Annotated in this window: 25 protein-coding genes and 1 riboswitch; of the genes, 8 read left to right on the top strand and 17 right to left on the bottom strand. The window is 46.2% G+C overall.

The features are described 5' to 3' along the window. The first annotated feature begins 18 nt into the window (after positions 1-18). Positions 19-214, top strand: a riboswitch (cobalamin riboswitch). Between the two features lie 160 nt (positions 215-374). Continuing rightward, complete coding sequence (gene metE, locus ACWXW9_RS03110) at positions 375-2,693, top strand: 5-methyltetrahydropteroyltriglutamate--homocysteine S-methyltransferase (protein WP_494928243.1); 2,319 nt, start codon at positions 375-377, stop codon at positions 2,691-2,693. Between the two features lie 55 nt (positions 2,694-2,748). Here metE and ACWXW9_RS03115 read toward each other — a convergent pair whose 3' ends face one another. Then, positions 2,749-3,282 (bottom strand): DUF6985 domain-containing protein, encoded by a 534-nt coding sequence (locus ACWXW9_RS03115; RefSeq protein ID WP_494928244.1) that lies wholly within the window; start codon positions 3,280-3,282, stop codon positions 2,749-2,751. A gap of 390 nt (positions 3,283-3,672) precedes the next feature. On the opposite strand from ACWXW9_RS03115, the gene ACWXW9_RS03120 reads away from it, so the two are divergent. From ACWXW9_RS03120 to ACWXW9_RS03140, 5 genes are all read left to right on the top strand, one after another. Then, positions 3,673-4,002: a PadR family transcriptional regulator gene (locus tag ACWXW9_RS03120; RefSeq protein WP_014278596.1), complete on the top strand. Its 330-nt coding sequence runs from the start codon at positions 3,673-3,675 to the stop codon at positions 4,000-4,002. Continuing rightward, entirely contained in the window at positions 3,995-4,552 is a 558-nt protein-coding gene (locus ACWXW9_RS03125; RefSeq protein ID WP_494928245.1) for a DUF1700 domain-containing protein, read from the top strand. The genes ACWXW9_RS03120 and ACWXW9_RS03125 overlap by 8 nt, the downstream gene beginning before the upstream one ends. A 1-nt stretch (position 4,553) precedes the next feature. Beyond that, complete coding sequence (locus tag ACWXW9_RS03130) at positions 4,554-5,408, top strand: DUF4097 family beta strand repeat-containing protein (RefSeq protein ID WP_494928246.1); 855 nt, start codon at positions 4,554-4,556, stop codon at positions 5,406-5,408. Positions 5,409-5,569: 161 nt separating this feature from the next. Further along, positions 5,570-6,289 carry a 3-ketoacyl-ACP reductase gene (locus tag ACWXW9_RS03135; protein ID WP_494928247.1) on the top strand — a complete coding sequence of 240 codons (720 nt, stop codon included), beginning with the start codon at positions 5,570-5,572 and terminating at the stop codon, positions 6,287-6,289. Positions 6,290-6,481: 192 nt separating this feature from the next. Beyond that, a complete protein-coding gene (locus ACWXW9_RS03140) occupies positions 6,482-6,919 on the top strand; it encodes an AbrB/MazE/SpoVT family DNA-binding domain-containing protein (RefSeq protein ID WP_494928248.1) in 438 nt (145 codons plus the stop codon). 69 nt (positions 6,920-6,988) lie between these two features. Here the strand turns inward: ACWXW9_RS03140 and ACWXW9_RS03145 are convergent, their stop codons facing one another. Further along, on the bottom strand, positions 6,989-7,447 hold the full coding sequence (locus ACWXW9_RS03145; RefSeq protein WP_494928249.1) for a hypothetical protein: 459 nt from the start codon (positions 7,445-7,447) through the stop codon (positions 6,989-6,991). Between the two features lie 123 nt (positions 7,448-7,570). Here ACWXW9_RS03145 and ACWXW9_RS03150 point away from each other — a divergent pair, with 123 nt between their 5' ends. Then, the gene (locus tag ACWXW9_RS03150) at positions 7,571-7,744 is read left to right on the top strand and encodes a hypothetical protein (RefSeq protein ID WP_162833914.1); all 174 of its coding nucleotides are present in this window, start codon (positions 7,571-7,573) and stop codon (positions 7,742-7,744) included. 12 nt (positions 7,745-7,756) lie between these two features. Here ACWXW9_RS03150 and ACWXW9_RS03155 read toward each other — a convergent pair whose 3' ends face one another. The 12 genes from ACWXW9_RS03155 to ACWXW9_RS03210 all read right to left on the bottom strand — a co-directional run bounded on the left by ACWXW9_RS03155 (position 7,757) and on the right by ACWXW9_RS03210 (position 20,871). Next, positions 7,757-8,881, bottom strand: coding sequence for a nitric oxide synthase oxygenase (locus tag ACWXW9_RS03155; protein WP_494928509.1), 1,125 nt, complete (start codon positions 8,879-8,881; stop codon positions 7,757-7,759). A gap of 150 nt (positions 8,882-9,031) precedes the next feature. Next, positions 9,032-9,511: a Dps family protein gene (locus ACWXW9_RS03160; RefSeq protein ID WP_494928250.1), complete on the bottom strand. Its 480-nt coding sequence runs from the start codon at positions 9,509-9,511 to the stop codon at positions 9,032-9,034. Positions 9,512-9,741: 230 nt separating this feature from the next. Beyond that, positions 9,742-10,971 (bottom strand): M20 metallopeptidase family protein, encoded by a 1,230-nt coding sequence (locus ACWXW9_RS03165; RefSeq protein WP_494928251.1) that lies wholly within the window; start codon positions 10,969-10,971, stop codon positions 9,742-9,744. A 703-nt stretch (positions 10,972-11,674) separates the two neighbouring features. Beyond that, positions 11,675-13,402 (bottom strand): adenine deaminase C-terminal domain-containing protein, encoded by a 1,728-nt coding sequence (locus ACWXW9_RS03170; RefSeq protein WP_494928252.1) that lies wholly within the window; start codon positions 13,400-13,402, stop codon positions 11,675-11,677. 28 nt (positions 13,403-13,430) lie between these two features. Next, complete coding sequence (locus tag ACWXW9_RS03175) at positions 13,431-14,489, bottom strand: ABC transporter ATP-binding protein (protein ID WP_134912053.1); 1,059 nt, start codon at positions 14,487-14,489, stop codon at positions 13,431-13,433. Between the two features lie 16 nt (positions 14,490-14,505). Next, positions 14,506-15,294, bottom strand: a complete 789-nt coding sequence (locus ACWXW9_RS03180; RefSeq protein WP_494928253.1) for an ABC transporter permease — start codon at positions 15,292-15,294, stop codon at positions 14,506-14,508. 6 nt (positions 15,295-15,300) lie between these two features. Continuing rightward, positions 15,301-16,122, bottom strand: coding sequence for an ABC transporter permease (locus tag ACWXW9_RS03185; RefSeq protein WP_494928254.1), 822 nt, complete (start codon positions 16,120-16,122; stop codon positions 15,301-15,303). 27 nt (positions 16,123-16,149) lie between these two features. Next, positions 16,150-17,079, bottom strand: a complete 930-nt coding sequence (locus ACWXW9_RS03190) for a nucleoside hydrolase (RefSeq protein ID WP_483870411.1) — start codon at positions 17,077-17,079, stop codon at positions 16,150-16,152. After that, positions 17,079-18,152, bottom strand: coding sequence for an ABC transporter substrate-binding protein (locus tag ACWXW9_RS03195; protein WP_134912050.1), 1,074 nt, complete (start codon positions 18,150-18,152; stop codon positions 17,079-17,081). Before ACWXW9_RS03195 ends, ACWXW9_RS03190 begins: the two co-directional genes overlap by 1 nt. A gap of 176 nt (positions 18,153-18,328) precedes the next feature. Further along, entirely contained in the window at positions 18,329-18,673 is a 345-nt protein-coding gene (locus tag ACWXW9_RS03200) for a hypothetical protein (protein ID WP_023990832.1), read from the bottom strand. Positions 18,674-19,076: 403 nt separating this feature from the next. Continuing rightward, positions 19,077-19,373, bottom strand: coding sequence for a hypothetical protein (locus tag ACWXW9_RS03205; RefSeq protein WP_494928255.1), 297 nt, complete (start codon positions 19,371-19,373; stop codon positions 19,077-19,079). Positions 19,374-19,410: 37 nt separating this feature from the next. After that, positions 19,411-20,871, bottom strand: coding sequence for a lipase family protein (locus ACWXW9_RS03210; protein WP_494928256.1), 1,461 nt, complete (start codon positions 20,869-20,871; stop codon positions 19,411-19,413). A gap of 79 nt (positions 20,872-20,950) precedes the next feature. Here ACWXW9_RS03210 and ACWXW9_RS03215 point away from each other — a divergent pair, with 79 nt between their 5' ends. Next, positions 20,951-21,298 (top strand): hypothetical protein, encoded by a 348-nt coding sequence (locus ACWXW9_RS03215; RefSeq protein WP_494928257.1) that lies wholly within the window; start codon positions 20,951-20,953, stop codon positions 21,296-21,298. 587 nt (positions 21,299-21,885) lie between these two features. Here ACWXW9_RS03215 and ACWXW9_RS03220 read toward each other — a convergent pair. The 3 genes from ACWXW9_RS03220 to ACWXW9_RS03230 are packed head-to-tail and all read right to left on the bottom strand — an operon-like array spanning position 21,886 to position 25,476. Beyond that, positions 21,886-22,011: a hypothetical protein gene (locus ACWXW9_RS03220; protein ID WP_014278618.1), complete on the bottom strand. Its 126-nt coding sequence runs from the start codon at positions 22,009-22,011 to the stop codon at positions 21,886-21,888. A gap of 28 nt (positions 22,012-22,039) precedes the next feature. Beyond that, the gene (locus tag ACWXW9_RS03225; RefSeq protein WP_494928258.1) at positions 22,040-23,434 is read right to left on the bottom strand and encodes a hypothetical protein; all 1,395 of its coding nucleotides are present in this window, start codon (positions 23,432-23,434) and stop codon (positions 22,040-22,042) included. A 20-nt stretch (positions 23,435-23,454) separates the two neighbouring features. Continuing rightward, entirely contained in the window at positions 23,455-25,476 is a 2,022-nt protein-coding gene (locus ACWXW9_RS03230) for a polysaccharide deacetylase family protein (RefSeq protein ID WP_494928259.1), read from the bottom strand.

The raw sequence follows: 25,476 nt of genomic DNA on the forward strand, positions 1-25,476 counted from the left end.
TTATTCGTCATACCATAATCGCATAGCTTGGAGATAGGTGTCTGTTCTATTCAGTTCAGGCTTAAAAGGGAAGCTGGTGCAAGTCCGGCGCGGTCCCGCCACTGTAAACGGGGAATTTTCAGCTGTTGATACACCCACTGGTCCACAGACCGGGAAGGAGCGCTGAAAGTCATGATCCGTAAGTCAGGAGACCTGCCTATTTCAACAACATCGCAAGTACCTACGGGAGATAGGGAGGTGTTAAGAGCAGTCGCCGATTTTTCATTTTTTAAAAACCGGAGGCATTCTTTCCCCTACTCATTTTTAACCCCGGGGAGGAATGTCTTTTTTTGTACGCAAAAATAAACTGGCCACCAGCCTGGGAGGAAAAGTACATGTCATTTACCGAATTGCCTGAATTGCCCGGCTTGATCAGCAGTAACCTGGGATATCCGCGTATCGGCGGGAACCGGGAATGGAAGAAAGCGCTGGAACGCTTCTGGAACGGCAGCATGGATGAAAGCGAATTGCATATCGAGATGAAACGATTGCGTTTGGAGCATCTGAGCAAGCAGCGTGACAAGGGAATTGATCGAATTCCAGTCGGAGACTTTTCCTATTACGATCACATGCTGGATACATCCGTGATGTTCGGTCTGGTGCCGGAACGGTTCAACTACAGTCCCGATGGGCCTGTTCCTTTGTCCGTCTATTTCGGAATAGCCCGTGGACAAAAGGGTGCCACCGCTAGTGAAATGACCAAATGGCTGAATACCAATTACCACTACATCGTACCGGAATTGGCGAATGCAACTCCGGTGTTCACCGAGAATAAGCCTTTGCAGGCTTATCGTGAAGCGAAACAGGAACTAGGCATTGAAGGTAAACCCGTCATGATCGGTCCTTATTCGTTCGTTGCCCTGTCCAAAGGCTATGATCGTAAGGATTTGACCGCCATTGTACGAAGCTTCCTGCCACTGTACACCCGCGTCCTGTCTGAGCTGGCTGCGGAAGGCGTTCAGTGGGTGCAGGTGGATGAGCCTGTCCTGACCACCTCATTCCCGGCAGAGGATTTGGACATTATTCAGGAGGCTTATGAAGCCTTGGCCGAGGCTGCTCCATCCTTAAATATCGTGCTGCAAACCTACTTTGGCAGTCTGGATCATTATGAGCACCTGTCCACGCTCCCGGTACAGGGATTAGGTCTGGATTTTGTACATGATGATGGCGAAAACCTTCAACATGTGCTCCGGCATGGCTTCCCTGCGGGCAAAACGCTGGCCGCTGGCGTTATTGACGGGCGCAATATATGGCGCTCCGATCTGAACGCCGTGGCTGCGCTACTTGGACAACTGGCAGAACAGACACCCGCCGCCCAGCTCATCGTGCAGCCATCATGCAGTCTGCTGCATGTGCCGGTCAGTCTGGAAGCAGAGCATAAGCTGGACCCAGAGCTGGTGCAAGCACTGGCCTTTGCCGATGAAAAGCTGGAAGAAATCGCAGCTTTGACCGCTGCGCTTGGCAAACGCAAACCCTCGGCACTTGCCAAGCTTGAGCAGAGTGCGGACGCGGTAGCTCGCTTCAACAGCTCGGCGGCACGAGTACAGACCGCGGCCGATATGGCGGCTCTACTGGCGAAAGAGCCGCAGTCACGTAGCGTTCCCTTCGCTGAGCGTCGTGTGATTCAGCAGGACAAGTTGAAGCTGCCTCCACTGCCTACCACGACGATTGGCAGTTTCCCGCAAACGGCTGAGGTTCGCAAAGCCCGCCTGCACTATCGCAGAGGGGAATGGTCTGCCGAGCAGTACCGGACATTCATTCAGCAGCAAATCAAGGAATGGATTGATATTCAGGAGGACATTGGCATTGATGTGCTTGTACACGGGGAATTTGAGCGGACCGACATGGTTGAGTTTTTTGGCGAAAAGCTGAAAGGCTTTGCCTTTACACAAAACGGGTGGGTGCAGTCCTACGGCTCCCGTTGTGTCAAGCCACCGATTATATACGGAGACGTGTCGTTCGATCAACCGATGACCGTGGAAGAAACGGCCTTCGCCCAATCGTTGACCTCCAAGCCAGTCAAAGGGATGCTGACAGGTCCGGTAACGATTTTGAACTGGTCCTTCGAACGGAATGATATTCCTCGCAGTCAGGTTGCTTTACAGTTAGCACTGGCTCTGCGGGCTGAGGTAGAAGCACTGGAACAAGCGGGGATTGGCATGATTCAGGTGGATGAACCGGCGATCCGTGAAGGGCTTCCACTGAAAAAGGAACAGCAGCGGGCCTATCTGGAGTGGGCGGTTCAAGCCTTCCTTGTGACCACTGCCACTGTCGAACCCGCCACCCAAATCCATACGCATATGTGCTATTCCGAATTTCAGGATATGATCCAATCCATCTCCGATATGGATGCCGACGTTATTTCTATTGAAACCTCTCGAAGCCACGGAGAACTGATTGTCAGCTTTGAGGATCAGGTGTATGACAAAGGCATTGGTCTGGGCGTATACGATATCCACAGTCCGCGCATTCCCGATGTATCGGAAATGCTGAGTATGATCCAGCGTGCCCTGCGCGTACTGCCTTCCGATTTATTTTGGGTCAATCCAGACTGCGGCCTGAAAACCCGCACCAAGGATGAATCTGTAGCTGCATTGCGGCAAATGGTGCTGGCCGCTCAAGCTGCCAGAGATTCGTTGACTGTATCCAGCTAATTTCTATACCTGTCCCCTTCCTGGCCCTTTTATCCCTGCAAGCCGGAAGGGGATTCTATTCCAAATCATATAATGTATAAGCTCCTTGAATATGCTCGGGTTGTCCCTGCTTCAGATGTACACCCAAGCCATGCTCTCTATCCCATGAACAGCTAAAATTCAAGTACAGCTCATCCTCTTCTGATGAGTCAGGAACCAGTATAGACACGAGCTGTAGCCGTTCCAGTAATTGTGCCGAATCCTTCACGCAGGGCGCATATTCATCCGGATTTTCTCCCCACGAGATATAAGCGTTCCGGTACTTTTCTACTATACCTGCATAGTAATGATGTATCGCTTCCAGCACATGAGGGTGAATGTCGGACCCATGTGCCATATATTGCTCCCATGTCTTTTTTTGATCCTGCTTAGGCTCTCTTATGGCCTGCGCTTCTTCCTCGGAATCGGCGGATACCATAAACTCTATCTCCACCTCCGACTTCTGTCCGCAAAAATGGAGTTGTATCGCACCCCGAAGCACGATTTCCTCCGATACATCCCAAGTCTCATCATCCTGATCCAGCTCCATATACCAGCGTTCCCAATTCATCCTTTGCCCCATCCTTTTCATAAGAAATGATCTTCAACTCTATGGATCCTTTTATTTTACAATTTAACATCCTAATGGATGAAATTAAAGCGGGCTCCTTTACGCAAATTTCCCCAAAATTCGGCGTATTTCTAAATAATACTACTTTTTTCAACAGTATTCGCTATCTCATTGACTCTAAAAGCAAAAGAAAACTCCTGAAATGAGCCCGTAGATTTATTTTTTAAAATTTTAGTACCTTGCATTAATCAGTACATGATGTTAAATTATACCTGACTACTGATTTATGATTAGTACCTGAACTAATTTATGCTCAAGCACACATTTCTTCCCGATACTCCAAACGACACCTATGAAGCAATGATAACATCCAGGAAGGGAGCACCGCTCGTGAATGTGAACATCCAATTCAAAAAAGGGGTGCTGGAACTGTGCGTTCTTGTTTTAATTGGGCGCAGGGACCGTTACGGCTACGAATTGGCTCAGGCCGTCTCCCGTCATATCGAAGTAGCCGAAGGAGCTTTATATCCGCTGCTTCGCCGTCTGGTATCAGAGGGATACTGTACAACTTATTTACAGGAATCGACTGAGGGACCCCCGCGTAAATATTATCGGCTGACTGATGCAGGCAGCAATTACACAAGAATACTTACACGGGAATGGAATGAATTTGTCCATCATGTCGCAAGCCTACTGGAGGAAGGAAATCCCGATGAATAGAAAACAGTTTCTTACAGAGGTGGAGCAACGTCTCTCCCCTCTCCCCGCAGAGGAACGTAATGAGCTGCTTGGTGATTTAAGTCAGCATTTTGACTATGGGTTGGTGAATGGAAAAAGCGAGGCCGAAATTGCCAATGAACTGGGCAACCCCGAGGATATCGCTCGCGAAGCGCTGGATGATCCTAACGCACCCTGGAATACTTCCCCTCCTCCGCTTCGCCAAGGAAGCTTCGCACGCAATCTATTTACTTTCTTGGGGCTGCTATTTCTTAATTTGTTAATCTCCATTCCTGTCTTAGCCTCTTTATGGGCATTATGGGTTTCGTTGGCTGTAGCAGCGGCCAGCTTCATAGCGGCCCCCCTTCTCGCTGTCGCAGACTATGCGCTGAACGGCAACTTTTATCCCGCTAAATTCTTTTTTGCCATCACGTTGACCGGGATTGGCCTATTCCTGTTGCCTGGAGTACGCTACCTTCTGAACCTTCTGGTCAGAGGTACAGTTCGATACTCGAAATGGAATCAGACTACCCTGAGGGGAGCTAACGAGTAACATGAATAAAAAATGGTTTATTGCAGCGGGTCTATGTATCATCATCGGTGTGACCGGGATGGTGGCCTACGGTGCTCCATGGAATCAACAAGCGATGCGGGAAATAACAGCTATTGATAAAAAATGGACGTTCACACGTGGACAGCTACAGGATCTTAAAGTGAATAGCTCTGATGATGATGTATCTATTGTGTTTACTCCCAGCTCCGGCGAGCAGGGCACGATACGCATGAGTGGAGAAGTGCAGACGCAAGTAGCCGACCAGATTCATAATGCCCGTATTGAGAACGGTAAGCTTTCCATTCAATCTGAGCCACCTCTTTCCCTGGCATTCTTCTCTATCTCTCCTGGGTTGAAACAAACGATCACAGTAGAAATGCCCGCTGGTGAAACTCTGAAAGGGCTACAGGCAGATATACATTCGGGGAACTTAAAACTACAGGATGCCTCCATTCAAAATACAAGCATCACAGCCACTTCAGGCAATGCCGAGATTTCAAACCTCCAAAGTACCCGCTTGGTCGCCAAGTTAACATCCGGCAATTTTACGGCTAGTCAGGTTACAGCAGATATGGAATTGCACCTCACTTCAGGGGATGCCAAAATTCGCGATTATAGCGGCAATGGTCAAGTTTCCCTGACCTCCGGTATTACGAATATCACACAACGTACCACAGCCAACTTGAAGGTCGATTCAGACTCTGGTGATGTGAGGATTAAGCAGGCTCCTGATTTTAAAGGTATTTATAATGTCCGCTCCGACTCTGGAAGTATAGATACTCCCGAATCCGTTCCCGGCAGTGTGAACGTTATGAAGGTCGAAACAACTTCAGGCGATATTCTTATTTCCAAATAGACCATCTAACTATGGTCAGAAGCCTTCCACTCCAGGTCGCAGCAAAGCGAAATAAGTGACCTGGTTGGAGTTGAAGTTTGGTTCAGGGAAATGAAATCAGTATAATATAACCATGTGCCTAAATGCACAACTACGATATGTAACCATAAGGAGGAGACTGGATGGAACTTAAAAATAAAACAGCCATTATTACAGGCGCTACCAAAGGCATTGGTAAAGCCATTGCCGAGGCCTTGGCCAAGGAAGGCGTCAACCTGGGACTAATCTCACGCACACTACCTGACCTGCAAAAGCTGCAGGATTCACTGGGGAGTACATACGGCGTGAAGGTGGTTAGCGCTGTCGCGGATATATCTGATCGGGCACAGGCCGCTGCGGCTGTAGCCTCGCTGGAGCATGAACTGGGCGCTGTTGATATTTTGATCAACAATGCAGGAATTGCTACGTTCGGCACAGTCGCAGACATGGACCCGGAAGAGTGGGAACGCATGATCCGCGTGAATTTGCTGGGAACCTATTATGTCACACATGCGGTTCTTCCAAGCATGCTTGCTCAGCAGAGCGGCAACATTATTAATGTATCCTCCACAGCAGGGGAACGGGGCTTTGCAACAGGCTCGGCATATTGCGCATCCAAGTTTGCTTTGATGGGCTTCACGGAGGCGCTGATGCAGGAAGTTCGCAAATCCAACATTCGCGTCACTGCGCTGACTCCAAGCACGGTCAATACCGAACTGGCGGCAAATGCAGGTTTGCCGATTGGCGACGAGGATCGCATGCTTCAGCCACAAGATATGGCCGATCTGACATTGGCAGCATTGAAGTTGCCTTCGCGGGTTCAATTAAAAGTAGCCGGTATTTGGACAACCAACCCACAATAATTTGACTCGACATCTTAGATTCATTGGGCTGTACCACGCTCCGGCAGACGTCATTATTCGTCATGCTGGAGCTTCTTTTTTTGTTCATAGCTAATACAATTCAAACTACAATATACGCGCTTTGTACTTTACAACATACATAATCTACGATTTTTGCACCGATAAGCGCATTTATGGAAGGGGAAATGAATAATGAAAAATACAGGAATGACACGACCATTAGACCATCTGGGCCGCATCGTACTACCCAAGGAGCTGCGCAATTCTATGAATATCAATATTGGAGACGCCCTTGATTTTTTTATTACACCCGAGGGGCTGATGATCCGTAAATACACAGGGGTATCTTGTTATTTTTGCGGTGCCGTAGATAACCTGAGCTACTTCAGAGATCATCTGATATGCAGCGATTGTATTGAGAAGCTAAAGAGCGATAATCCTTCCAGTCATTCAAGCGAAACACGTCCTGCTCAGCCCAAGAAAAGACGGAATTACAGAAATCAAACTGAACTCCTGTATAAACTAAAACAGCTCATGGAAGAGCACCCTAATGTTTCACAAAAAGAATTAGCCGAGATGCTCGACTTGTCTCAGGGACGCGTGTCACAGCTTAAAAAACTGCTGCTTTGAATCGTTCCAATTATAAGCGTTTAATCTAGCCACAAAAAAAAGAGCCTGTCGGCTCTCGGACCATCATCCTTATGCAATGTCAGACTGCTCCATAACCGGGACCCGATAGGCCAACAAAGACTCTTCAATTACGGCGGAAATAAACGTTGCCTCAATCTCTGGCACCAATTTGAGCGCATAGTTCCATGCATTTTCTTCAATTTGCAGCGCAAGCCGTTGTCGAGTCCCTAAACCGCTCTCCTGCTCCAAAGCATCGGAAAGGTCAAGCAGCTCAGAATCAGCGGCGTGCCCAACCTCATGCGCAAGCACAACCGTAAAGTACTCCTCGACTCGTTCGACGCTACCGAACATCTGTATACATTGTGTTTCAATCGTGTCTGTATACATCGTAATGGCGTGAGCATTCATGGCATATTTCCCCCCAATCAGCCGCCCTCCGGGAAACCGTTTCTCCAGCTTGACCGTCACACCTATATCAGCCCGTTGCAAAAGCTCAGCGACGATGCACTCTGCCTGATTTCTTTCCAATTCCGCTTCTCTCCTCAAACTTATGATATGAAAAAGCTGAATGTACTCTAATCATATAGAATAATGAATGTATTCATGTATTGCACAGTAAGATAGTATACCTTTTAAAAAAAGGAGGGCAACATGCAAGAACAATATTACGTAGGCTGGGGAACACTTGCCCTGATTAACGCCGGTCTGGCACAGGCCAAAAACCGGAGCGGGCTAAACTGGTTTTTGCTCTCATTATTAATTGGGCCACTAGCTACCCTATTTATCGTTGCATGGGATAAGCTGGAACCTGATTCCGATGCTTAAAGCTTTCCATGATTAAGAATGAAAAGGACAGCCTTGGGGCTTCTTCGGCATATACGGCTTCTCTTGAACTCCGAAATTGGGCTTTACAAGTCTATTATCGTAGGAACTGTGAAAAATATGCGTGGTCGCCGGAGATAACGGCGGGATCAGCCATGTCCAATCGCCTGTGAGCGCACGCCCCGCCTCGGCTTCCCGTTCCTCAAACAACTGGAATTGTGTAGCTGCCGTATGGTGATCGACAATGCTGACTCCCGCTTTTTTAAAAGAATAGAGCACCGCACTGTTCATCTCCACCAGCGCCCGATCACGCCATAATGTCGTTTCGCTGGTAGTATCCAGCCCCATCAGCTCAGCTACCTGCGGTAGCATATTATAACGGAAGGTATCGGCAAAATTACGGGCTCCAATCTCTGTCCCCATATACCAGCCATTAAAAGGAGCTGCCGTGTAGATAATACCGCCAATTTCCAGCGTCATGTCCGAAATTATAGGCACGGCGTACCAACGCAAACCCAGCGAAGCCAAACCTGGTAGCTCCGGGTGTTCTATAGGCACCTCATGTACCAGATGTTTGGGAATATCAAACAGCTCAGGAGGCTGTCCACCTGCTTCCACAACCAGCGGCAATACATCAAAGGGAGTCATCGCTCCTTGCCAGCCCATGCGGCGGCACGCATTTGTGAATTCAACCGAGATCGGGTCCCCGATCACCCCTTCAGCGGTCTCATAGCCAGCATATCGAATCAATTGATGATTCCAAATGCGAATATCCGGTTGGCCCGGCTTGGACGAGCGAAACACGGTAAGCGTCGGCTTGATTTTACCGTCATTTGTGCCTATGCGTAAATGCTCCCACAGTTCATGGACGACTTCTGCCATACTGGAAGCCTCGCGGGCATCCCTTACCAGAAGCTTGTCCCAAAACAAACGACCGATACAACGATTGCTGTTACGCCATGCCATCAGTGCCCCATGCTCCAGCTCATCATAGGTATGATCATACGTTCCCGTAGTTTCAATGTCATGACGAATATCAAGAAGCCGGGCCTCCGCTTCATCGCGGCTTCGGCCCAGCTCCTCATAACATGTATATATAAACTGTTCTGCTTCACGCAAAAGCTGTTGCTTTACTTCCATACGTACACCCCATCCCGGCAGCTCTCCATACTTATGAGCCCGTTGTCTTTCACGCCTATCCGTTATTATACTCCAGTGGCGGTCTGGAACCAACGGGATGAGTGTCTTGTTCACCTGATCTTCATATCCGTGGGAATCCCTCCCAGAAGCTTATCCCAAATATGCACTAAGCATCCAGATATGTTTATCCACCGTTTCTCTCAGACCATTAAGAAGATCCTCTGTCGCTTTGTCATGTGCCGCATCCGCTGCTTCCATGCCGTTAGCCAGCTCAGTCGTGATGATTTTGAAATCCGCAACCACGGATTTTACCATATCTTCGGCTGCCTGCTCACCTGCGGATTCCTGAATAGCTGATAGTTGCAAATGCTCCTTCAAGGTAGCGGCAGGACGGCCTCCAATGGCCAGCAAACGTTCAGCAATCATATCCAGGTTAGCTGTCGCTTCATTATAAAGCTCCTCAAATTTTGCATGCAGTGTGAAGAAATGAGGTCCTTTTACGTACCAGTGGAAATAATGCAGCTTCGTGTACAACACCGACCAGGTAGCTACCTGACGGTTCAAAGCCTTATGCAATTCTTGAATAGCCTCTTGTGTAGGTTGAACGTTCGTGTGATTTAATGTACTCATGTGTAATTCCCCTCTCATCATCCATAGTATAGTTGGAGTGAAGCCTGAATTCCCGTGACATTAGTGTTTGATTAACCTGCAAATCCCATGCGTGATTCCAATAAATACTCAGCAATTAATTTAGACTTAATCTAAATCCTGTTTTAATTATAACACTAGCTCAGTTATTTTCAAGAGCTTATCAGGTCTTAATCATGAAGATTACGTGAAGTGTCATATCCTTTGAAAATTCAGTTATCCTTCACTTCGTTCAATGCCTGCAACGCAAACTCTATATGCATTCGTGTACCCAAAATCAAGGCTCGTTCGTCGATATCGAATTGGGGATGGTGCAGCGGATATGCTTGCTGTGTATCTGGCGTGCTTATCCCTATAAAACCAAATACGCCGGGAATATGCTGTGTGTACAGCGCAAAATCTTCCCCGGCCAAAAATGGAGTATCCAGCAGCTTCGTACTTTCCGCTCCAAAGACTTTCTCTGCCGCGCGCACCGCTGCTTGTACGACCACAGGGTCGTTGTGAAGAACCGTTCCGGTTCGTTGCGTAATATGTGCAGAGCCGCCATGTAAAGATGCAATGCTGTTCGCGCGATCTGCAATTGCTTGGGTGATCCGTTCAACCGTCTCAGTGCGAAAAGCCCGGAAGGTTCCAGTAATTTCGCTGTGCCCTGCGATGACATTTTTGGCGCTGCCTGCTTGCAGTGTACCGAAAGATAGGACAGCCGCTTCCTGCGGGTCGATGGCGGTGGACATAAATATTTTAATATCCGTGATAAATTGAGCGACCATAATTATAGCATCTGAGGAAAGATGGGGCGTGCTGTGATGTCCCGAAAGTCCGGCAAACCGGATTGTAAAATGAGAAGAAGCGGCCATAGCCGTGTGCGGATGAAATCCAATCGTTCCTACAGGGAAATCAGGCCATACGTGCATGGCAAATACTGTCTTTACATCCTCCAGCACACCATCCTCGATCATATCCCTTCCTCCACTAATCAGCCTGCCATCCAGGGGAGACACCAACACCCCCTCCTCTGCTGGCTGAAAAACAAACTTAATCGTACCTCGAACCTGATCTCGATTATGACTAAGCACCTGAGCGGCTCCCAACAGCATCGCCGTATGTGCATCATGCCCGCACGCGTGCATGACTCCGGGGATCATGGAGATATAATCGGCGGTGTTTTGCTCTGTTACAGGCAAAGCATCTATATCCGCACGCAGTAGCACCGTATCCCCGGCCTGTGTCCCGCGCAATATACCGACAACTCCCTTACCAAAATGTTTCCCGACTCCTGTCTGCACCTCCAGCCCCCAGCTTTGGAGAAGCTCCGCTATGTACGCAGCCGTCCGTTCCACCTCAAACAAAACTTCCGGGTAACGATGCAATTCCCGTCGAAATGCAATCAAATCCGTTTCCAACGCGTCTGGCACTACAAGATCATCAAAAGCACGAGTCATTATTGAACACTCCCCTAAAATCCAATCGGAATATTTGTAGTATATATCCAGCCTAAATGTAGTCTTTATCCCGCATGCCGTCAACGCGCTATACATAGGTTACATTAATACGAGTATAGAAGATGTTAATTTTGTCTGCTAAAGCACCAGTTCAGGAAATATCTCTTTTATAAACTCATGAACCCTACCACACGGGGAAAATTGGATGTGATCACCCAACTACACGATTTTCTCGTCCTGGTAATTGACGTCAAAAAATCCGGCTTGCCAAAGTGCTGCTCAATATGTGCTTGCTCACTGGATGACAAGGTATAATAGATTAAAAAAGGGGTTGATATAATAAGTTGAACTTGAAAATTCACATAGAAAACGGAGTAGATAGAATGGTGCTGTACAAGCGAAGCGGTCGCTTTATAAGCTTTCCGTAGGAAAGCTCGCTTCGGAAGCATCACATCCCCGGATTTCTCCCCTGATCATAAGCTTTATTCCGGAAATCCGGGGGCGGTGGCGATGGGAAGCACCATCTGTCTGCGGAGTGGCACTATAGGTAACTTTTTAAGATCATCTTATATGATTGGTAAACTGGCTTTTGTTTCTAAAAGGAGCGAATCCATCACAATGGGAGGTGCTAAAATAAAATCACTTCAACCATAACCCTAACCACTCAAAAAAGAGCCGGCCCGTAAGAGGGTCGGCTCTACTATTATTCTTTTATCTCCGAAGGGTCCACAATCAAGGGTACAACCTTGCCTGCGTTTACATCAATCAGGCCGTGATCCGTAATTTTCAAAGCCGGGCTGACTGGCAAAGAATGAGTGCTCAGCGACATGATTGGATTGTAATGGCGGTAGCCGAGCGACAGCAAGGCAGAACGCAGCTCCTTCACGTGGGCCGCTACCATTTCCAGCGGTCCTTCTGTTAAAATCCCGCCTACGGTTAACGGCAGATGGGACAGCACCTTGCCATTTTCAACTACGCAAAAGCCGCCTTGACTGGAAAGAACCGTATTCGCCGCCAATATCATATCCTGCTTGTTATGCCCCACGACCAGCAAGTTATGGTTATCGTGCGAATACGTGGTTGCCACCGCTCCGCGCTTAATCGTGTCTCCCCCGATCAAACCATAGGCCCGGTTACCGTTCTTGCCATACCGCTCAAAAGTAGCGATAAGCCCGTGCTCACTCTGTTCCCACATCAGCTCACCATTCGCCACTTGCTCAGGTGCAATTCGTTCGCTCGTAAAGGTCGATCCGTCCTTCACCATCATAATACGGCAATGATGCGTACCATCCGCTACATCCAGCTCTACAGTAAAATCCTGCTCCGTGAGTGGCTTCAGCTTTACACTTTGGTAAAAATGAGATGGGAAACGGCAGCTTAACGATTCTTGATGATATTCCTCAAATTTATCGAATACCTTCTGCCCGTCCTTGTACACCCGTTCCACTTCAAAATGGCTCAGGTCTGACAACAATACAAAATCAGCTATTTTCCCAGGTGCAATTGTCCCCCGGTCGTGCATACGCATCCGGGTCGCCGGTGTGAACGTAGCTGCATAGATCGCATCCTCAGGCTTCATGCCCATCCCAATCGCTTTGCTTACAATATGGTTCAGATGTCCACGCTCTACAAAGGAATCCGGCATCACATCATCCGTTACGAAGCAAAAATGCTGCGCCACGTCTTCCTGAATCAAATACTCCATCACTTCAGGGGTCATGGATTTCTCTTGAATCTCAATGAACATCCCCGCAGCCATACGCGCCTTCATGCCTTCAATGCTTTGGTGGGTATGGTCCGAGCCAATTCCCGCGTAGATCAACTGATGCAGGTCCAGATCAAGCAACTGCGGCGTATGCCCTTCAATGATCAGCTCCGGGTATTGTTCACGAACATGGCGTAAAATGCGATTGGTCTTGCTCTCCGGGTCACGAATCACATCCACATAGTTCATAATTTCACCCAGGCAGATCATCTCACCGGTTTGCAACAGTGCATCAATCTCAGGAATATCAATCTCCCCACCCGAGGTCTCCAGAGGTGTTGCCGGGACGGAGCTTGGAATGCCATAGAACATATCAGCTACGCACTCCTTGCTGGCCGTCATCATTTCCTGAATGCCTTCCAATCCGAAAACATTTGCCATTTCGTGCGGTTCCGGTACAATCGTCGTTACACCGTTGCGAATGAGCCCATAGGAAAAGGTTGCCGGTGTCACCATTGTACTCTCGATATGCAGATGAATGTCGATCAGGCCGGGAATCATATATTTCCCGTGCCCTTCCACAATTTCATTCACTTCAAACGACTCCAGGCCACGCTGACCGATATACATAAACTTTCCGTCAAGTATAGCAACATTGCCTTCCTCGAACGTCTTGTAATAGCTGTTATACACTTTTACTTGTAAAATCATTTTGTCTGCACGCATGATGTATCTCCTTCATTGAACCCGCTGATTATTGGACCAGCACCATTTTATCTGCCGGAAAATGCAGCGTAACCCGTTGACCGCTCAGGTATGGCGTATCCATCTCCTGATTGGCGGTGAAGCTTCCTTTCGCCGTTTCTATCACATACTGATAGCTACGTCCCAGGTAAGTGCTCACTTTAATGATGCCGGGAAGCTCATTTTCCCCCGTCTCATTGCCTTCTGTGCGGATAACCAAATCATCCGGACGAATAGCCCCCTGACGGGCACCCGGCTGGACTGTACCCTGATTACGGGCCACACTGAACGAAAGATCGCTTGTACTCAGACGAATTCGTTCCCCCTCCTCAGCACGCTCGTCAAAGGACAGGAAATTATTGAATCCAATAAAACGGGCGACAAATTCGGTGGTTGGATATTTAAAAATCGTCGATGGCGCATCCAACTGCTCGATATTCCCCTTGTTCATAATCGCAACCCGGTCAGAAATCGAAAAACATTCTTCCTGATCATGCGATACGTATACGGTGGTAATCCCCAATTCCTGTTGAATACGGCGAATTTCCACACGCATATTCACACGCAGGTTCGCGTCCAGATTGCTCAGCGGTTCATCGAACAACAGCAGGTCGGGTTCAATCACAAGTGCCCGCGCAATCGCAACACGCTGACGCTGTCCACCGGACAATTCACCGGGGAACCGCTTTTCAAAGCCCCCCAGACTGACCGTATCCAGCATAGCCATAACACGGCGTTTTACATCATCTTCCTTCACCTTGCGCAACCGCAGGCCAAAGGCAACATTATCAAAAACGGACAAATGCGGGAAAAGCGCATAGCTTTGGAATACAAAACCGAAATTCCGTTTATTCACCGGAACCCGAGTGTAATCCTTATCGCCAAACAAAAATGTTCCTTGTTTAGCTTCGAGAAATCCTGCAATCAGACGAAGCGTGGTCGTTTTGCCACATCCACTCGGTCCGAGCAGCGAGAGCAATTGCCCCCGTTCGAGCTGCAAATCGAAATCCTGCAAGATCAGTTGATTGTCATAAGCGACCGATACGCGATCCAGAGTAAGCAGTGCCATATGGTTGAAGCCTCCATTACCTTTTAGTGAAGTAAGACAATCCCATCAGTCGTTCAATCAAGAACATCAGAATACCGGTCAATATCATCAGCATTACCGAAATCGCTGCAATCGTCGGGTCAAAATAATTTTCGACGTAGGTCAGCATTTGAATGGGCAGGGTGCTGAAGCCCGGTCCTGTCATGAAGACGGAAATGTCGACATTGTTGAATGATTCCAGAAAGGCAATCAGGATAGCCGCAATAATACCTGAGCGGATGTTGGGCAGAACCACCTTGAAAAAGGTTTCCAGCCGTCCGGCTCCCAAGCTGAGCGCTGCTTCCTCAATCGCAAAATCAAAGTTGGACAAGCTGGATGCAATGACCCTTATAATGAACGGCAGCATAATCACCGTATGTCCGATCAATAGTCCAGTATATACTGGTAAATGGTAAACAATGATCAGATAACGCAGCAGTGTAAAACCAAGCACAATACCCGGTATAAGCAGCGGGGAGAGAAACAAGGCATTCAGCGCATCCTTCCCGCGAAACGAAAAACGACTAAGCGCATAAGCGGCAGGCATACCGATCAGCAGCGCCAAGATGTTGCCCAGCAGAGAGACGACAATTGACGTTTTGAACGTGGACATAAACAAATCCACTTCAAAAATATTTTCATACCAGCGCAAGGAAAAGCCCTGCGGAGGAAATTTTAATACCGTGCCCGGCTCGAAAGAAGTGACCGATATGATCAACAGCGGACCGAGCAGAAAGATGAAGACCAGCAGGCTAAAGAAGCCTAGTCCGTAATGTTTCTCCCGCATATCCACCTACCCCTTCGGATTGAGTTTATGGGCCGCCTTATTTAAGAGACCGACCACGATAAATGTAATGACAATCATAATCGTTGCAATAACGGAGGCGAGAAACCAGTCATTCAGCGTCATCGCATTTTGATACAAAAATGTAGCAATGACGCGCTGTTTTCCTCCAAGTAGTGCTGGTGTAGTATAAGCCGTCAGGCTGCCCACGAAAACGAGAATGCTTCCGATAATCAGACCCGGTACAGACAGCGGAAACACAATTTTACGGAATGCACTGAAACGTGATGCACCGAGACTTTGAGCCGCATGGACAAGATCACCGTCGATATTTTCGAGTACACCAATCAGTGAAATAATCATCAGCGGTAGAAACAAATGAACCAAACCAATAATCATTGCCGTCGGAGTATACAAAATATTCAGCGGCTCATCAACGAGTCCTAAATCGATGAGCACGTTATTCAACAGCCCTTTACGACCCAAAATGACCATCCAGCTAAATGAACGCACCACTGGACTGGTCAGCAAGGGAAAGATAGCCAAGGCCAGTAAAACCCCTTTACGGCGCGGGGCCTTTTGCGAAATATAATAAGCTGTCGGGAAGCCGAGCAGTACGCATACGAGCGTCGTAACGACACTGACTTCCAGCGTAGTCAGCAATATTTTCAGAAAATAAGGGTCCTTGAAGAAATGGAGATAGCCTTCTAGGGTGAATGAGCTGTTCTGTACGAAGGTCGAGCCGATCGTCAACACAATCGGAATGACCATGAACACCGCCAGAAAGAGCAGACCTGGCAGCAGCAGCCAATACAAGTATGTTTTCTTCATGGGTAGCTCCTTGCGGTTATCAAAATGTTATTCCTTGTTCAGCACCTGAATAAATAGCTCCAGAAATGCCTCGCTGTCCACCTGTTCACACACGTTCATGTTTGGACTATGATTGAGACGATTCTGCACATCGCCCACCGTTTGTCCGTCACATATCCGACTGGAGGTTTCCACATCGACATACATGGGCGAAGTTTCTACCAGACTCGAATTCAGAGCAACCCCTACAGCAAGCGGATCATGAAGCGCACACGCTTTTACCCCGTTGCGTTCCTCATAGCGCTTGGTATAGATGGCGGTGCTGTCAGCTACATAGCCGCGAATCGCCGGATCGGTGAGACGGGCAATATGGTCCGCTGTCAGCAGTGCCTTCCGTGTTACATCCAGTCCCACCTGTATCAAGCGCCCGAATCCGGCATGAAATACGATCCGCGCCGCTTCCGGGTCAGCATACATGTTATATTCCGCTACAGGTGTAATATTCCCGCACCCGTGAATAACACCGCCCATAAAAATGACCTCATTGACGTATTGCGTCAACTCCGGACATTTCAGAAGCGCCAACGCCAGATTCGTGAGCGGCCCGGTGCAAACCAGCGTCAGTTCTCCCGGATGAGCCATGACTGTATCAATGATGATGTCCGGCGCAAAGCCTTCGGACGCAGAAATAGCAGGGACAACCCCACTCAATGCGCCGCCAATACCGTCTTCTCCATGAATACGATGCTCATGCAATCCTTTACGGATCAAGGGGGCATCGGCCCCCCGATAGACCGGAATATCCGGTCTATCCAAAAGGTCGAGGATTTTGCATGTGTTCAATGTTGCCTGTTTAAGCGATACATTACCGCACACGGTAGTAATAGCTGTAACATCCAACTGGCCGCTTTTGGCCGCTAATAAAATACCCAACGCATCATCAATACCTGTATCTACATCTAATATGACTTTTTTCATTATTGGGCAACTTCCCGGTTCCAGCGGTCCGTCCATTCCTTGATATGGTCATTGACGAATTTCATATCCAGCTTGGTCAGCTTGTTGACCACATCTGCACCATACGTAATTCCTTCTGTATCCGCACCGGACAGCACTACCTGCGTATTCACCGGAGAATCAACCTTCGCCTTGGCGGACTTCTCTTGAACTTCCTTGCTCAGCTGCCAGTTGATAAATTCCTCAGCCAATTCTTTTTGGTCGGAGCCTTTAACCACGTTGATCGTGTTCATTACTGCATAAGCCCCTTCACTCGGCGCTACAAATTTGGCTCCAGGTACAGCTGCTTGCAAATCTTTGAAATACATCTCCATAATCGGTCCACCCGCGATTTCCTGCTGACTGAACATGTTGACGAATTCGGAGGTTTTGCTATAAAACTTAACGATATTCGGACTCAGCTCTTTCAGTTTCCCGAATGCCTGATCCTCATTAAATTCTTTACTCCCCGCTACCTTGGAGGCCGCATCAACAACCATCGGTCCAGCCGTAGCCGTAATGTTCGGCAGAGTCACGTTTCCTTTGAACTCACTGCCCCACAGGTCAGCCCAAGAAGTCACATTCTTTTTAACCAGTTCCGGGTTGTAAGCAATACCGAGGCGCCCAATCGTATAAGCAGGGCCATATTCCTCCCCCAGCGGCGCTTTGGCAATATCATAAATTTGATTCAGGTTTGGCACCTTGCTGCGATCCAGCTTTTCAAACAAACCCTGTTGAATCCCCTGTTGAGCATAATAATCAGACAGATAAATCAGATCGACGTCTGTGCTTCCTTGACTAATTTTGTTCAAACGTTCTGCGTTATTCCCAATCTCTACTACAATATCAACGTTATGTTCCTTCTCAAAAGGCTCGTACACTTCTTTATTAAAGAAGTCTTCGGAGAATCCCCATGTGGAAATGATTAGCTTCTTCTTGCCATCAGCCGAGTTACTTTTTCCATCTTCCTGACCTCCGGTAGCATTGCTGCCACAACCTGCAAGCACAACAGATGCTAAGGTCAAAGCCATGAACCCTTTAAACCATTTTTTCATTTGAAACTCCCCCTGTTTTTTTTATTCTGCACACCTTATGACACAAAAAAGAAAAGTACTCTTGTAAAACAAGAATACTTTTCTTCGTAAACAAAGAATAAGTTGATCCCGCTGCGCGTTATAACAGGTTCTCCCCTCAGATAGATCCGAAGCGAAAAGCCGAATATCCAATTTTATTAGGATTCTTTCAGTATGATGTTCGTAATTGCCCACTGCGTTGCTGCATCATAATCGCGCAGTAAAGCTTCTATATCGAGCTCCATATCCTCAATCAGCTTCTCGCGAAGTCTCTTCTTGTACAGCATGGACATTCGGAAATCCACTTCCAGCTTCAAGCCGGGGGCTTCCACTTCCAATGCCGCCGAGCGTGGAGAACGCCGGTGCTTCGCCACAAAGGTAACAATGTTGTTCTCAACGGTGGCCCGCAGCAGCGTGGTCCCGAAGCCGAACAGTTCCTTTGAAACTTCATTGTAAATCTGGCACATCCGCTTCTTGCTTTCGTTACTGTCGAGCAGCGTCAATGAACCCACCCTCATCAGCATATTACGTACAATCAATCTTTCAACACGATAGATTATACATAAATATACGATAAATAGCAAACGAAAATCCCTAATTCAATAACATATGATGCGAAAAAGCGAACAATATGTCGAACTTTGTAGCTTTTCAACATTTTTACACTTTTTTCGTCTCATCCTCAAGCTTCCGAACGCTGCTATATTCCCCCACAGAGTAATTTAAAGTAGACTCCGGTAAATTTCTGGCCAAAGGCTTTATCGTCGCCATTCCGGGAGAATATTTTTTTCTTCTACTATATATGTAGTTTTTATTTAAGCGCATTAAACCACACCCCGCTGGAGTCGCCAAGCGGTTGTACGGTTTTTTTATGTTATGTAGCTGACTTAATGGTTGATCCTTACATTACCATTGTGCAGCCCGTTTGCGTCTCTCCTCACGCCGATCAGCTTCTTCCATTTTCCGAATATAACGTTTTAACTGCTCTTTATGATCGTCCAATTCCTGTATTCGTACAGTTGTGCCTTGGAGAAACGTCTCCATTTTACGTGTTAATTCAGCAGCCGATTCGCCCCTCCAGTCTTGCAGACGACCATATATATTTCTCATCTGCTGCTCCTGATGCTGAAGTCTTTGCTTTAGCTGTTCGCATTGCTGTACAGCCCTCCGCAGATCCCTCAGGCTCAAAAATATTCTGCCCATCTCTTTTGCCCCCTGTTGTGTTCTTACAGCTGATCTATTACTGATCCACCATCGTGAATTCCTGACCCTTGCGATCTATATATTCTGCTATCTCCGTAATTGATTCCTGATACCAGCGATTAATCCGATCTAACGTTGCCGTTGCACTATGCGCAATTGGGGTCAAAGACTGACTTTCACTTGTCCCGATATGAGCCTGAAATAACTGGATGGATGCTCGGGTATCACTAGAGAACCCATGCAGGCTGGAACGCATCTGGTTAGCCGCATGCTTTAGCTCCTCAGTTGTTAATTGAATTGTGCCCCCATTTTTGTTGCCCACAAAATATGCCCCACCATGGGTGCGACCATTTTGCTGTCCTTCTCCCATCAGATTCACTCCCAGTGCAGTAGCAGCAAACTGCCCAAAGGTGCCCATTTGCCCACCGTAGCGTTCAACCAGATCGCCCATGACTTCCTTGAGTTCTGCTCGCGCGGCCAGCATTTGCTCGTACGCCTGCACCCGTGGATTGCCTTCCACCAATTGACCGTCCATCGTGTACAGTGGATTGATTATATTGCCGTTTTCATCAAATGTGAAATGATCCATGCTATGTGTTGCTTCTCCCATTACCGAATTATAGAACTTTGTAATAGGATCTTGCTGCATCATAGGCAACGTAATCGGGACATACACAATGGGAGACCATTTGGGCCCCAAAAAAAAGTTAGCCCACTTATTTTCTCTTTCGACTGGTAATGAAACAGGAATAGTGATTTTGGCTTTATTAGCCGTTTTATAATCATTGTCTATAAAGTAGGTTGTACCCACATGTGGCTGTGCATCATTAGCTCCCGAACCGATAGTATCTTTCGGATTGACATAAGCGACATTCGTCTTTCGAAAATCGCCATTTTCCACCTTCTTTTGAAGATCATCCGGTAACAGATGTACAATACTTGGTGGATTATAAGCGACTGATGTCAGTCCGTTCCGCACCGCCACATATTCTGCCTCCGCTCCTCCTAGAGAATGGCCTGTGGTCGTTATTTCAGCAGAGGGATACTGTTTTTTTACGACATCATATAAATTTTGAGCCTGTGTAAATTGATTATTCTGGTACTTTTCCTCATATTGAAGAAATGCACTTTGCACTTGTGGTGGGAGTTTAGCCACCTCTGCCTTATTATTTTCATAATATTGATGGACTTCTTCCAACGTTTTCGCGCGTCCTCCGACGACATCGCTGATATCCGTTCCCCAGTCCATCGCCACGCTCCATTTGGGGCGATCTGGAGGTTCTGTACCCCTATAACCGATGATCACCTGATTGGTCTTCTCGTTAAGGAATACAGTCGCATCGAATCCAGAACCGTTCGTATCATGTAGCATAGCTCCTTCAGGCTCAACAATCTTCCAGTCAGGAAGAATTCTGCTTTTAGAATCTTTGGCAGTCAACTCTCGGTCATAAACTCTATCCGCAATGGTCCAGTATGTTTTATCGTTAATGTAGGTCAAGTTATTCCCACCTTGTCTATTGTGTAAATATATTATAGAGTTATGAAAAAGGTGATTACCAGAAAAGGAGAATTGTAACTTGAACAGAAAAATCCCACTGATTCTGGCACTTATTTTAATTGCTATGTATTTAGGAGGTTGTTCCAACTTGTCCGACAAAGAGAAACAAGAATTAGTAGACGTCGCCACTCCCATCGGCGTGGAGTTTATTAAAGAACACTATAGTGCCGATTTCATATTAAAGGATTATGCTGTGGATGATCCTGCTGTCCACTCCAGACTCTATCTGTATGGGTACATTAAAGGCCATGAAGACAACAAAATTACCATCTACTATAATTATAAAACCAAAGAAGTGATTGACGTCTCTGGACCAGATTGGTTTATCGACAGTGAAGTTCCCAAATACAAGACCCCTTCTTCCTGAGAAGGGATACTCATCGAGCATTTCACTTTCAACATATTTTAATCTATGTTAAAGTCTAATTTTTCCCAAATTAAGAAGTAGTATAATTATAGTGCATCCTATCTACGAGCGATATAGCCATGAGGAAAAATAAGTATAAAGTCATTGGATTCAGTATTGATGGTCATAGTACATAGCTTATGTGAAATAGGTCTTTGTAACTGTATGTTAGGGGAAAATTGCATAGATGAACACCATTTTTAATTTGTTGTACTAAAGAGTATGCAATGACAAATGTAGTTAATAAAATTCACCTTTACGACTACATAATAGTGCTAAAAGGGTATAGATCATCACACTCAAATAAGGCTCCTTAGGAGCCTTCAGGCTGTCGAGAAACCCCCTGTTTTTCTGCAGGGGGTTTAAAACTGTCTTAGTGGTCTAAAAACTAGGGTCCTCAGATCGTTTTAAATCGATTTTTGTTTTAAAAGATGCGTCTCCCCATATAAAAATAGAAGTGTCGAAAAGTCCTCTGGACTTTCTCGACACTCTGAAGGCTCCTTAGGAGCCTTATTTACTTGTTGCTAAACATATTTAATACTCTTCACTTAATGCTTAGTTACATGAATAAAAGGATATTCGCCTTTGCTTATTTTACGTTTCCATTCTTGAATCATATCTTCTTGGGTAGGCGGTTTCTCGTTTACGATTGCTCCTGTAGTTACTTTAGCCATACTTTTTATCCTCTCATGATGGATTTAGTTATTGCGTCTTTATCTTTTCTCCGGTCATTTTGATGTTACCGTCCATTTCTACCAGACTTGTTTTACATTTTAAACCGATGGCATCCTTCGCTGTGACTTGTATTGTGTTACCCGCATTGAATACTAAGTTGCCGTCAGCCTTAACACGGATGTCCTTTTTACTCCGCAGTTCGATTCCATGGTCATCCAGCAGTCGAATCACCACTTCATCATCATTCCCCGTGATTAAAATTTCATTTTTCTCAAATATAATAGCTTTGCGGTACTTAGTCATAAATATCTTCGTTGACGGGTCCTTAATAAAGTCACCGCCTTTGGATCTCTTGCGGATCGAGTGGGTTACAATGGCGTCTTTTTCTTTAGAGGTCGGAAAGTAGATATCTACAAAATCAAAAAGCTCCGGCATGCAGTACCACCCCGTATTTCCTTCCGATGTATAAAATGTAGCATGTGGAAAAGCACAGGTTTCCTTAACGTTCGGCTTGACCTTATCCATTTCATAAAAAAACACCTTCACATGATCCTCTTCAATTCCAATCACCTTCGACTTCAATGACATGCCCCGAATGTTCTCGTTTAGGATCAATTCCTGCTTCATTCCATCAGAGGTGGTTAGCACATATTCATGCCACAAGGCACTATGCCGTATAAACGCAACAGACTGCAAGACGTATAAAGACTTCCCTTTGAACTTAACCTCAGCCCCAATTTGCAGGAGGACATCTTTCGCCTCCGTCGTTTGCACTTTATAATATAAAAGATTGTCGTCTTTGCTTGCTCCTGGTTTGGTTTTTCTAGTCATCGAGTAGTTATACTGTTTCAGCTCACCTTTATGGACACCATCGGGTAATCCAAAATAAAACTGAGGGTTCTCTCCTATCGGATCGGGTATCAGCCCCCAACCGAGCCGAGACGCTATACGTTTCAGAAACGACCAGTCCGTCTCATCGAATTGCATCGTAAATTCCTGTAAAAGCTGATCCTTTAAGCGACTGGTACAATTGGCTTTAGGGTATGATTTGATTACATGTTCAAGCAAAGCCTGTAGCTTCATTTTTACATTTTGAAAGGATTGTCTATGAGGAACTTCATCCAGCTGGCTTGTATAGGATAGGGCTTCGACGACCAAATAGGCTACATTGGACACCAACTTGATTCTGAACTGTGTGACTAATCCTCTAAACAATACAATCTGTTTCTGATCATCATTCAGGTAAGAAACAACTAACTTAGCTCCTGCCTCCATATGATCCGTGTACTCTTCCATTTGAGTGCCGGTTAACACACCCGTCAAAAAGACTTTCACATGCTCATTCATTTTCTGTACAACTTTAATTTTCGGATTTTTAAGAGATAGAACAGTTCCGTTATACTTTATGATTGGATATCCCATGATTCTGCTCCTTTTGTCGGTTAGTTTACGTCCATCCGTTGTTTGCTTACGTATTGAATGACATCTTTAACGGTTTGATTATGTCCCTGATCGTTGATGGCCTGATCCAGTGCAGGGAGTGTGGTAAAGGTTTTATTTTTCTTCTGAAAGTAGATACCTGCTATAGGAAATTCATCAACTCTACCAGGTCCATGAATCCCGTTATCAACATTGGCAATGATGATAACATCCTTCAATCCATCCTTATTTACATCCTTGAAGGCCACCGCTTCTACGCCTCCGTAACGTGCGACCCACTCACCATTACCGTAGAACTCAGGGAATCGATATAAAATATGTCCTTGATCATCTAATAGAAAGAAAAAGAATTTACGAAGACCTTCCGGATATCCATATGTGGATACAAACCGTACTTTCCCAAAGCCTTGGAAAGTGGTTCGAAAAGACTGTGACTCTTCAACTTCATATTGATTGGTATCCAATCTCCCCCCGTTAACAACGGTAGCTGGCTGATCAACAACAGGACTTAGCTCACTCCATAGTTCTTTATTTTGCTTGATATTATCTGGAATTTGCGCAAGACGAACCTCATACTCTGCATGGTCCCCTACTGCATGAGCCACGGGTATACTCACTCCCAATGAATCACTTGTAAGATAACTAAACGCACCTAATTCTGAATCGTCAGTTGAACCTTTTAGTAGGTCTGCACTTGTTAACCATTGATTTAACTCATCTTGAGTAAAATTACCAAGTAAATCTTTTTGTTCTGGCTCTATAGCTGAGAATTTCCCGCTTTTTAAAAGCTCTAAAAAAGGTTTTTCGATCTTTACCAGATCACTTAATCTCAATCTTGAAGCCTGCTTCATATCCAAGCTGGTCGTATAAAAAATATGATTAGGATAGGCTGCACCCTTCACATAACGAACACCCGCATATTGAACACTCAAGAACCGTCCACTTTGCCGTTTAATTTCATAATCAATCGCTACATGAGCTTCAGTACCAGAATCGACATGTTTGTGTAATCCTTTTACCGCTTCGGTCTTAAGAATTTGGTTTAAAGATTTTTGCTTTGCAGTATCCTTAAGTTTTGTAATTTGAGGATATTTAATCACGATTCCATGTTCCGAATATTTCGCTTGAATGAGTTCGTAGCTTTGCTGTTCAATATGAGTATTTGAGCTGATGCTATGTTCAGAATCAATACGGACTTCCCCGCTTTTGGAGAACTCAATGATAATGTTCTGTTCAGAATCATCACTGTTTATTAAGAAACCATCGTCGTGGTCTAAAACTCCGATACTCATGCTATCATGTTGTCGACTCTCGAGAACAATAGGCTCATTCATATCCTTGTTCAGTTCCCACGTATCTGGGAGCTTCATCTTACCTACATTTATGCTTTTCTGCGTCCACTTTTGCCCAGACAACTCCCACAAAGCAACAAATACTGGGGCAGGATGATATAATGAAACATGTCCCCCTAACCACAACTGTATTCCGTGCTCTGAATCTCGAACCACAAAATCTGTAGTCACTTCTGGCCCGCCATCCTCAATCATCTGGGCGTGTACAAGCTGCTTCGTACTCCACCACTGAATAAATGTGTATTTATCTCCGATCGTACCTGTCAGCGTAGTAGGTGCTCTATAATTCACAACTCTAACGTTTAGCCGTCCACTTTTTAACTGGAACGATTTCGTTATCACAGTAAGTTTGTTATCAAACTTTTCTGCAAATTCTCCGTCCTTCATCCCTACACTTTCTGGTTCGTTTAACAACAAATTAAGATCCTGTGTGAAGTCCTGAAGCTTATTTTGTCTGACATCAGAATCCATATTTTCATCGTTGACTATTCGAAGTTTTTGAACTAATGCCTCCAACTTTTTCGAATAGGAAATCGTTTTAGCGTCACTCTGGAGAGAAAGCGTATGATTTGTTGCTGCTTTTGAAGAATCATTTCCCTTCGTACATCCGTTCAGTACTACCCAGGAAATTAGTAGTAACAGCACGTAACGCCTGTACTTCAAGTAACTCAT

This window comes from Paenibacillus sp. LT-B23 (assembly GCF_059417685.1).

Coding starts and splice junctions, on each gene's coding strand:
- ACWXW9_RS03170 (WP_494928252.1), bottom strand. CDS start 13,402: ATGCGTGCAGACAAAATGATTTTACAAGTAAAAGTGTATAACAGCTAT.
- ACWXW9_RS03150 (WP_162833914.1), top strand. CDS start 7,571: ATGCAAGAACAATATTACGTAGGCTGGGGAACACTTGCCCTGATTAAC.
- ACWXW9_RS03180 (WP_494928253.1), bottom strand. CDS start 15,294: ATGCGGGAGAAACATTACGGACTAGGCTTCTTTAGCCTGCTGGTCTTC.
- ACWXW9_RS03155 (WP_494928509.1), bottom strand. CDS start 8,881: ATGGAAGTAAAGCAACAGCTTTTGCGTGAAGCAGAACAGTTTATATAT.
- ACWXW9_RS03140 (WP_494928248.1), top strand. CDS start 6,482: ATGAAAAATACAGGAATGACACGACCATTAGACCATCTGGGCCGCATC.
- ACWXW9_RS03175 (WP_134912053.1), bottom strand. CDS start 14,489: ATGGCACTGCTTACTCTGGATCGCGTATCGGTCGCTTATGACAATCAA.
- ACWXW9_RS03205 (WP_494928255.1), bottom strand. CDS start 19,373: ATGGGCAGAATATTTTTGAGCCTGAGGGATCTGCGGAGGGCTGTACAG.
- metE (WP_494928243.1), top strand. CDS start 375: ATGTCATTTACCGAATTGCCTGAATTGCCCGGCTTGATCAGCAGTAAC.
- ACWXW9_RS03160 (WP_494928250.1), bottom strand. CDS start 9,511: ATGAGTACATTAAATCACACGAACGTTCAACCTACACAAGAGGCTATT.
- ACWXW9_RS03115 (WP_494928244.1), bottom strand. CDS start 3,282: ATGAATTGGGAACGCTGGTATATGGAGCTGGATCAGGATGATGAGACT.
- ACWXW9_RS03225 (WP_494928258.1), bottom strand. CDS start 23,434: ATGGGATATCCAATCATAAAGTATAACGGAACTGTTCTATCTCTTAAA.
- ACWXW9_RS03135 (WP_494928247.1), top strand. CDS start 5,570: ATGGAACTTAAAAATAAAACAGCCATTATTACAGGCGCTACCAAAGGC.
- ACWXW9_RS03185 (WP_494928254.1), bottom strand. CDS start 16,122: ATGAAGAAAACATACTTGTATTGGCTGCTGCTGCCAGGTCTGCTCTTT.
- ACWXW9_RS03220 (WP_014278618.1), bottom strand. CDS start 22,011: ATGGCTAAAGTAACTACAGGAGCAATCGTAAACGAGAAACCGCCTACC.
- ACWXW9_RS03125 (WP_494928245.1), top strand. CDS start 3,995: ATGAATAGAAAACAGTTTCTTACAGAGGTGGAGCAACGTCTCTCCCCT.
- ACWXW9_RS03165 (WP_494928251.1), bottom strand. CDS start 10,971: ATGACTCGTGCTTTTGATGATCTTGTAGTGCCAGACGCGTTGGAAACG.
- ACWXW9_RS03190 (WP_483870411.1), bottom strand. CDS start 17,079: ATGAAAAAAGTCATATTAGATGTAGATACAGGTATTGATGATGCGTTG.
- ACWXW9_RS03130 (WP_494928246.1), top strand. CDS start 4,554: ATGAATAAAAAATGGTTTATTGCAGCGGGTCTATGTATCATCATCGGT.
- ACWXW9_RS03195 (WP_134912050.1), bottom strand. CDS start 18,152: ATGAAAAAATGGTTTAAAGGGTTCATGGCTTTGACCTTAGCATCTGTT.
- ACWXW9_RS03230 (WP_494928259.1), bottom strand. CDS start 25,476: ATGAGTTACTTGAAGTACAGGCGTTACGTGCTGTTACTACTAATTTCC.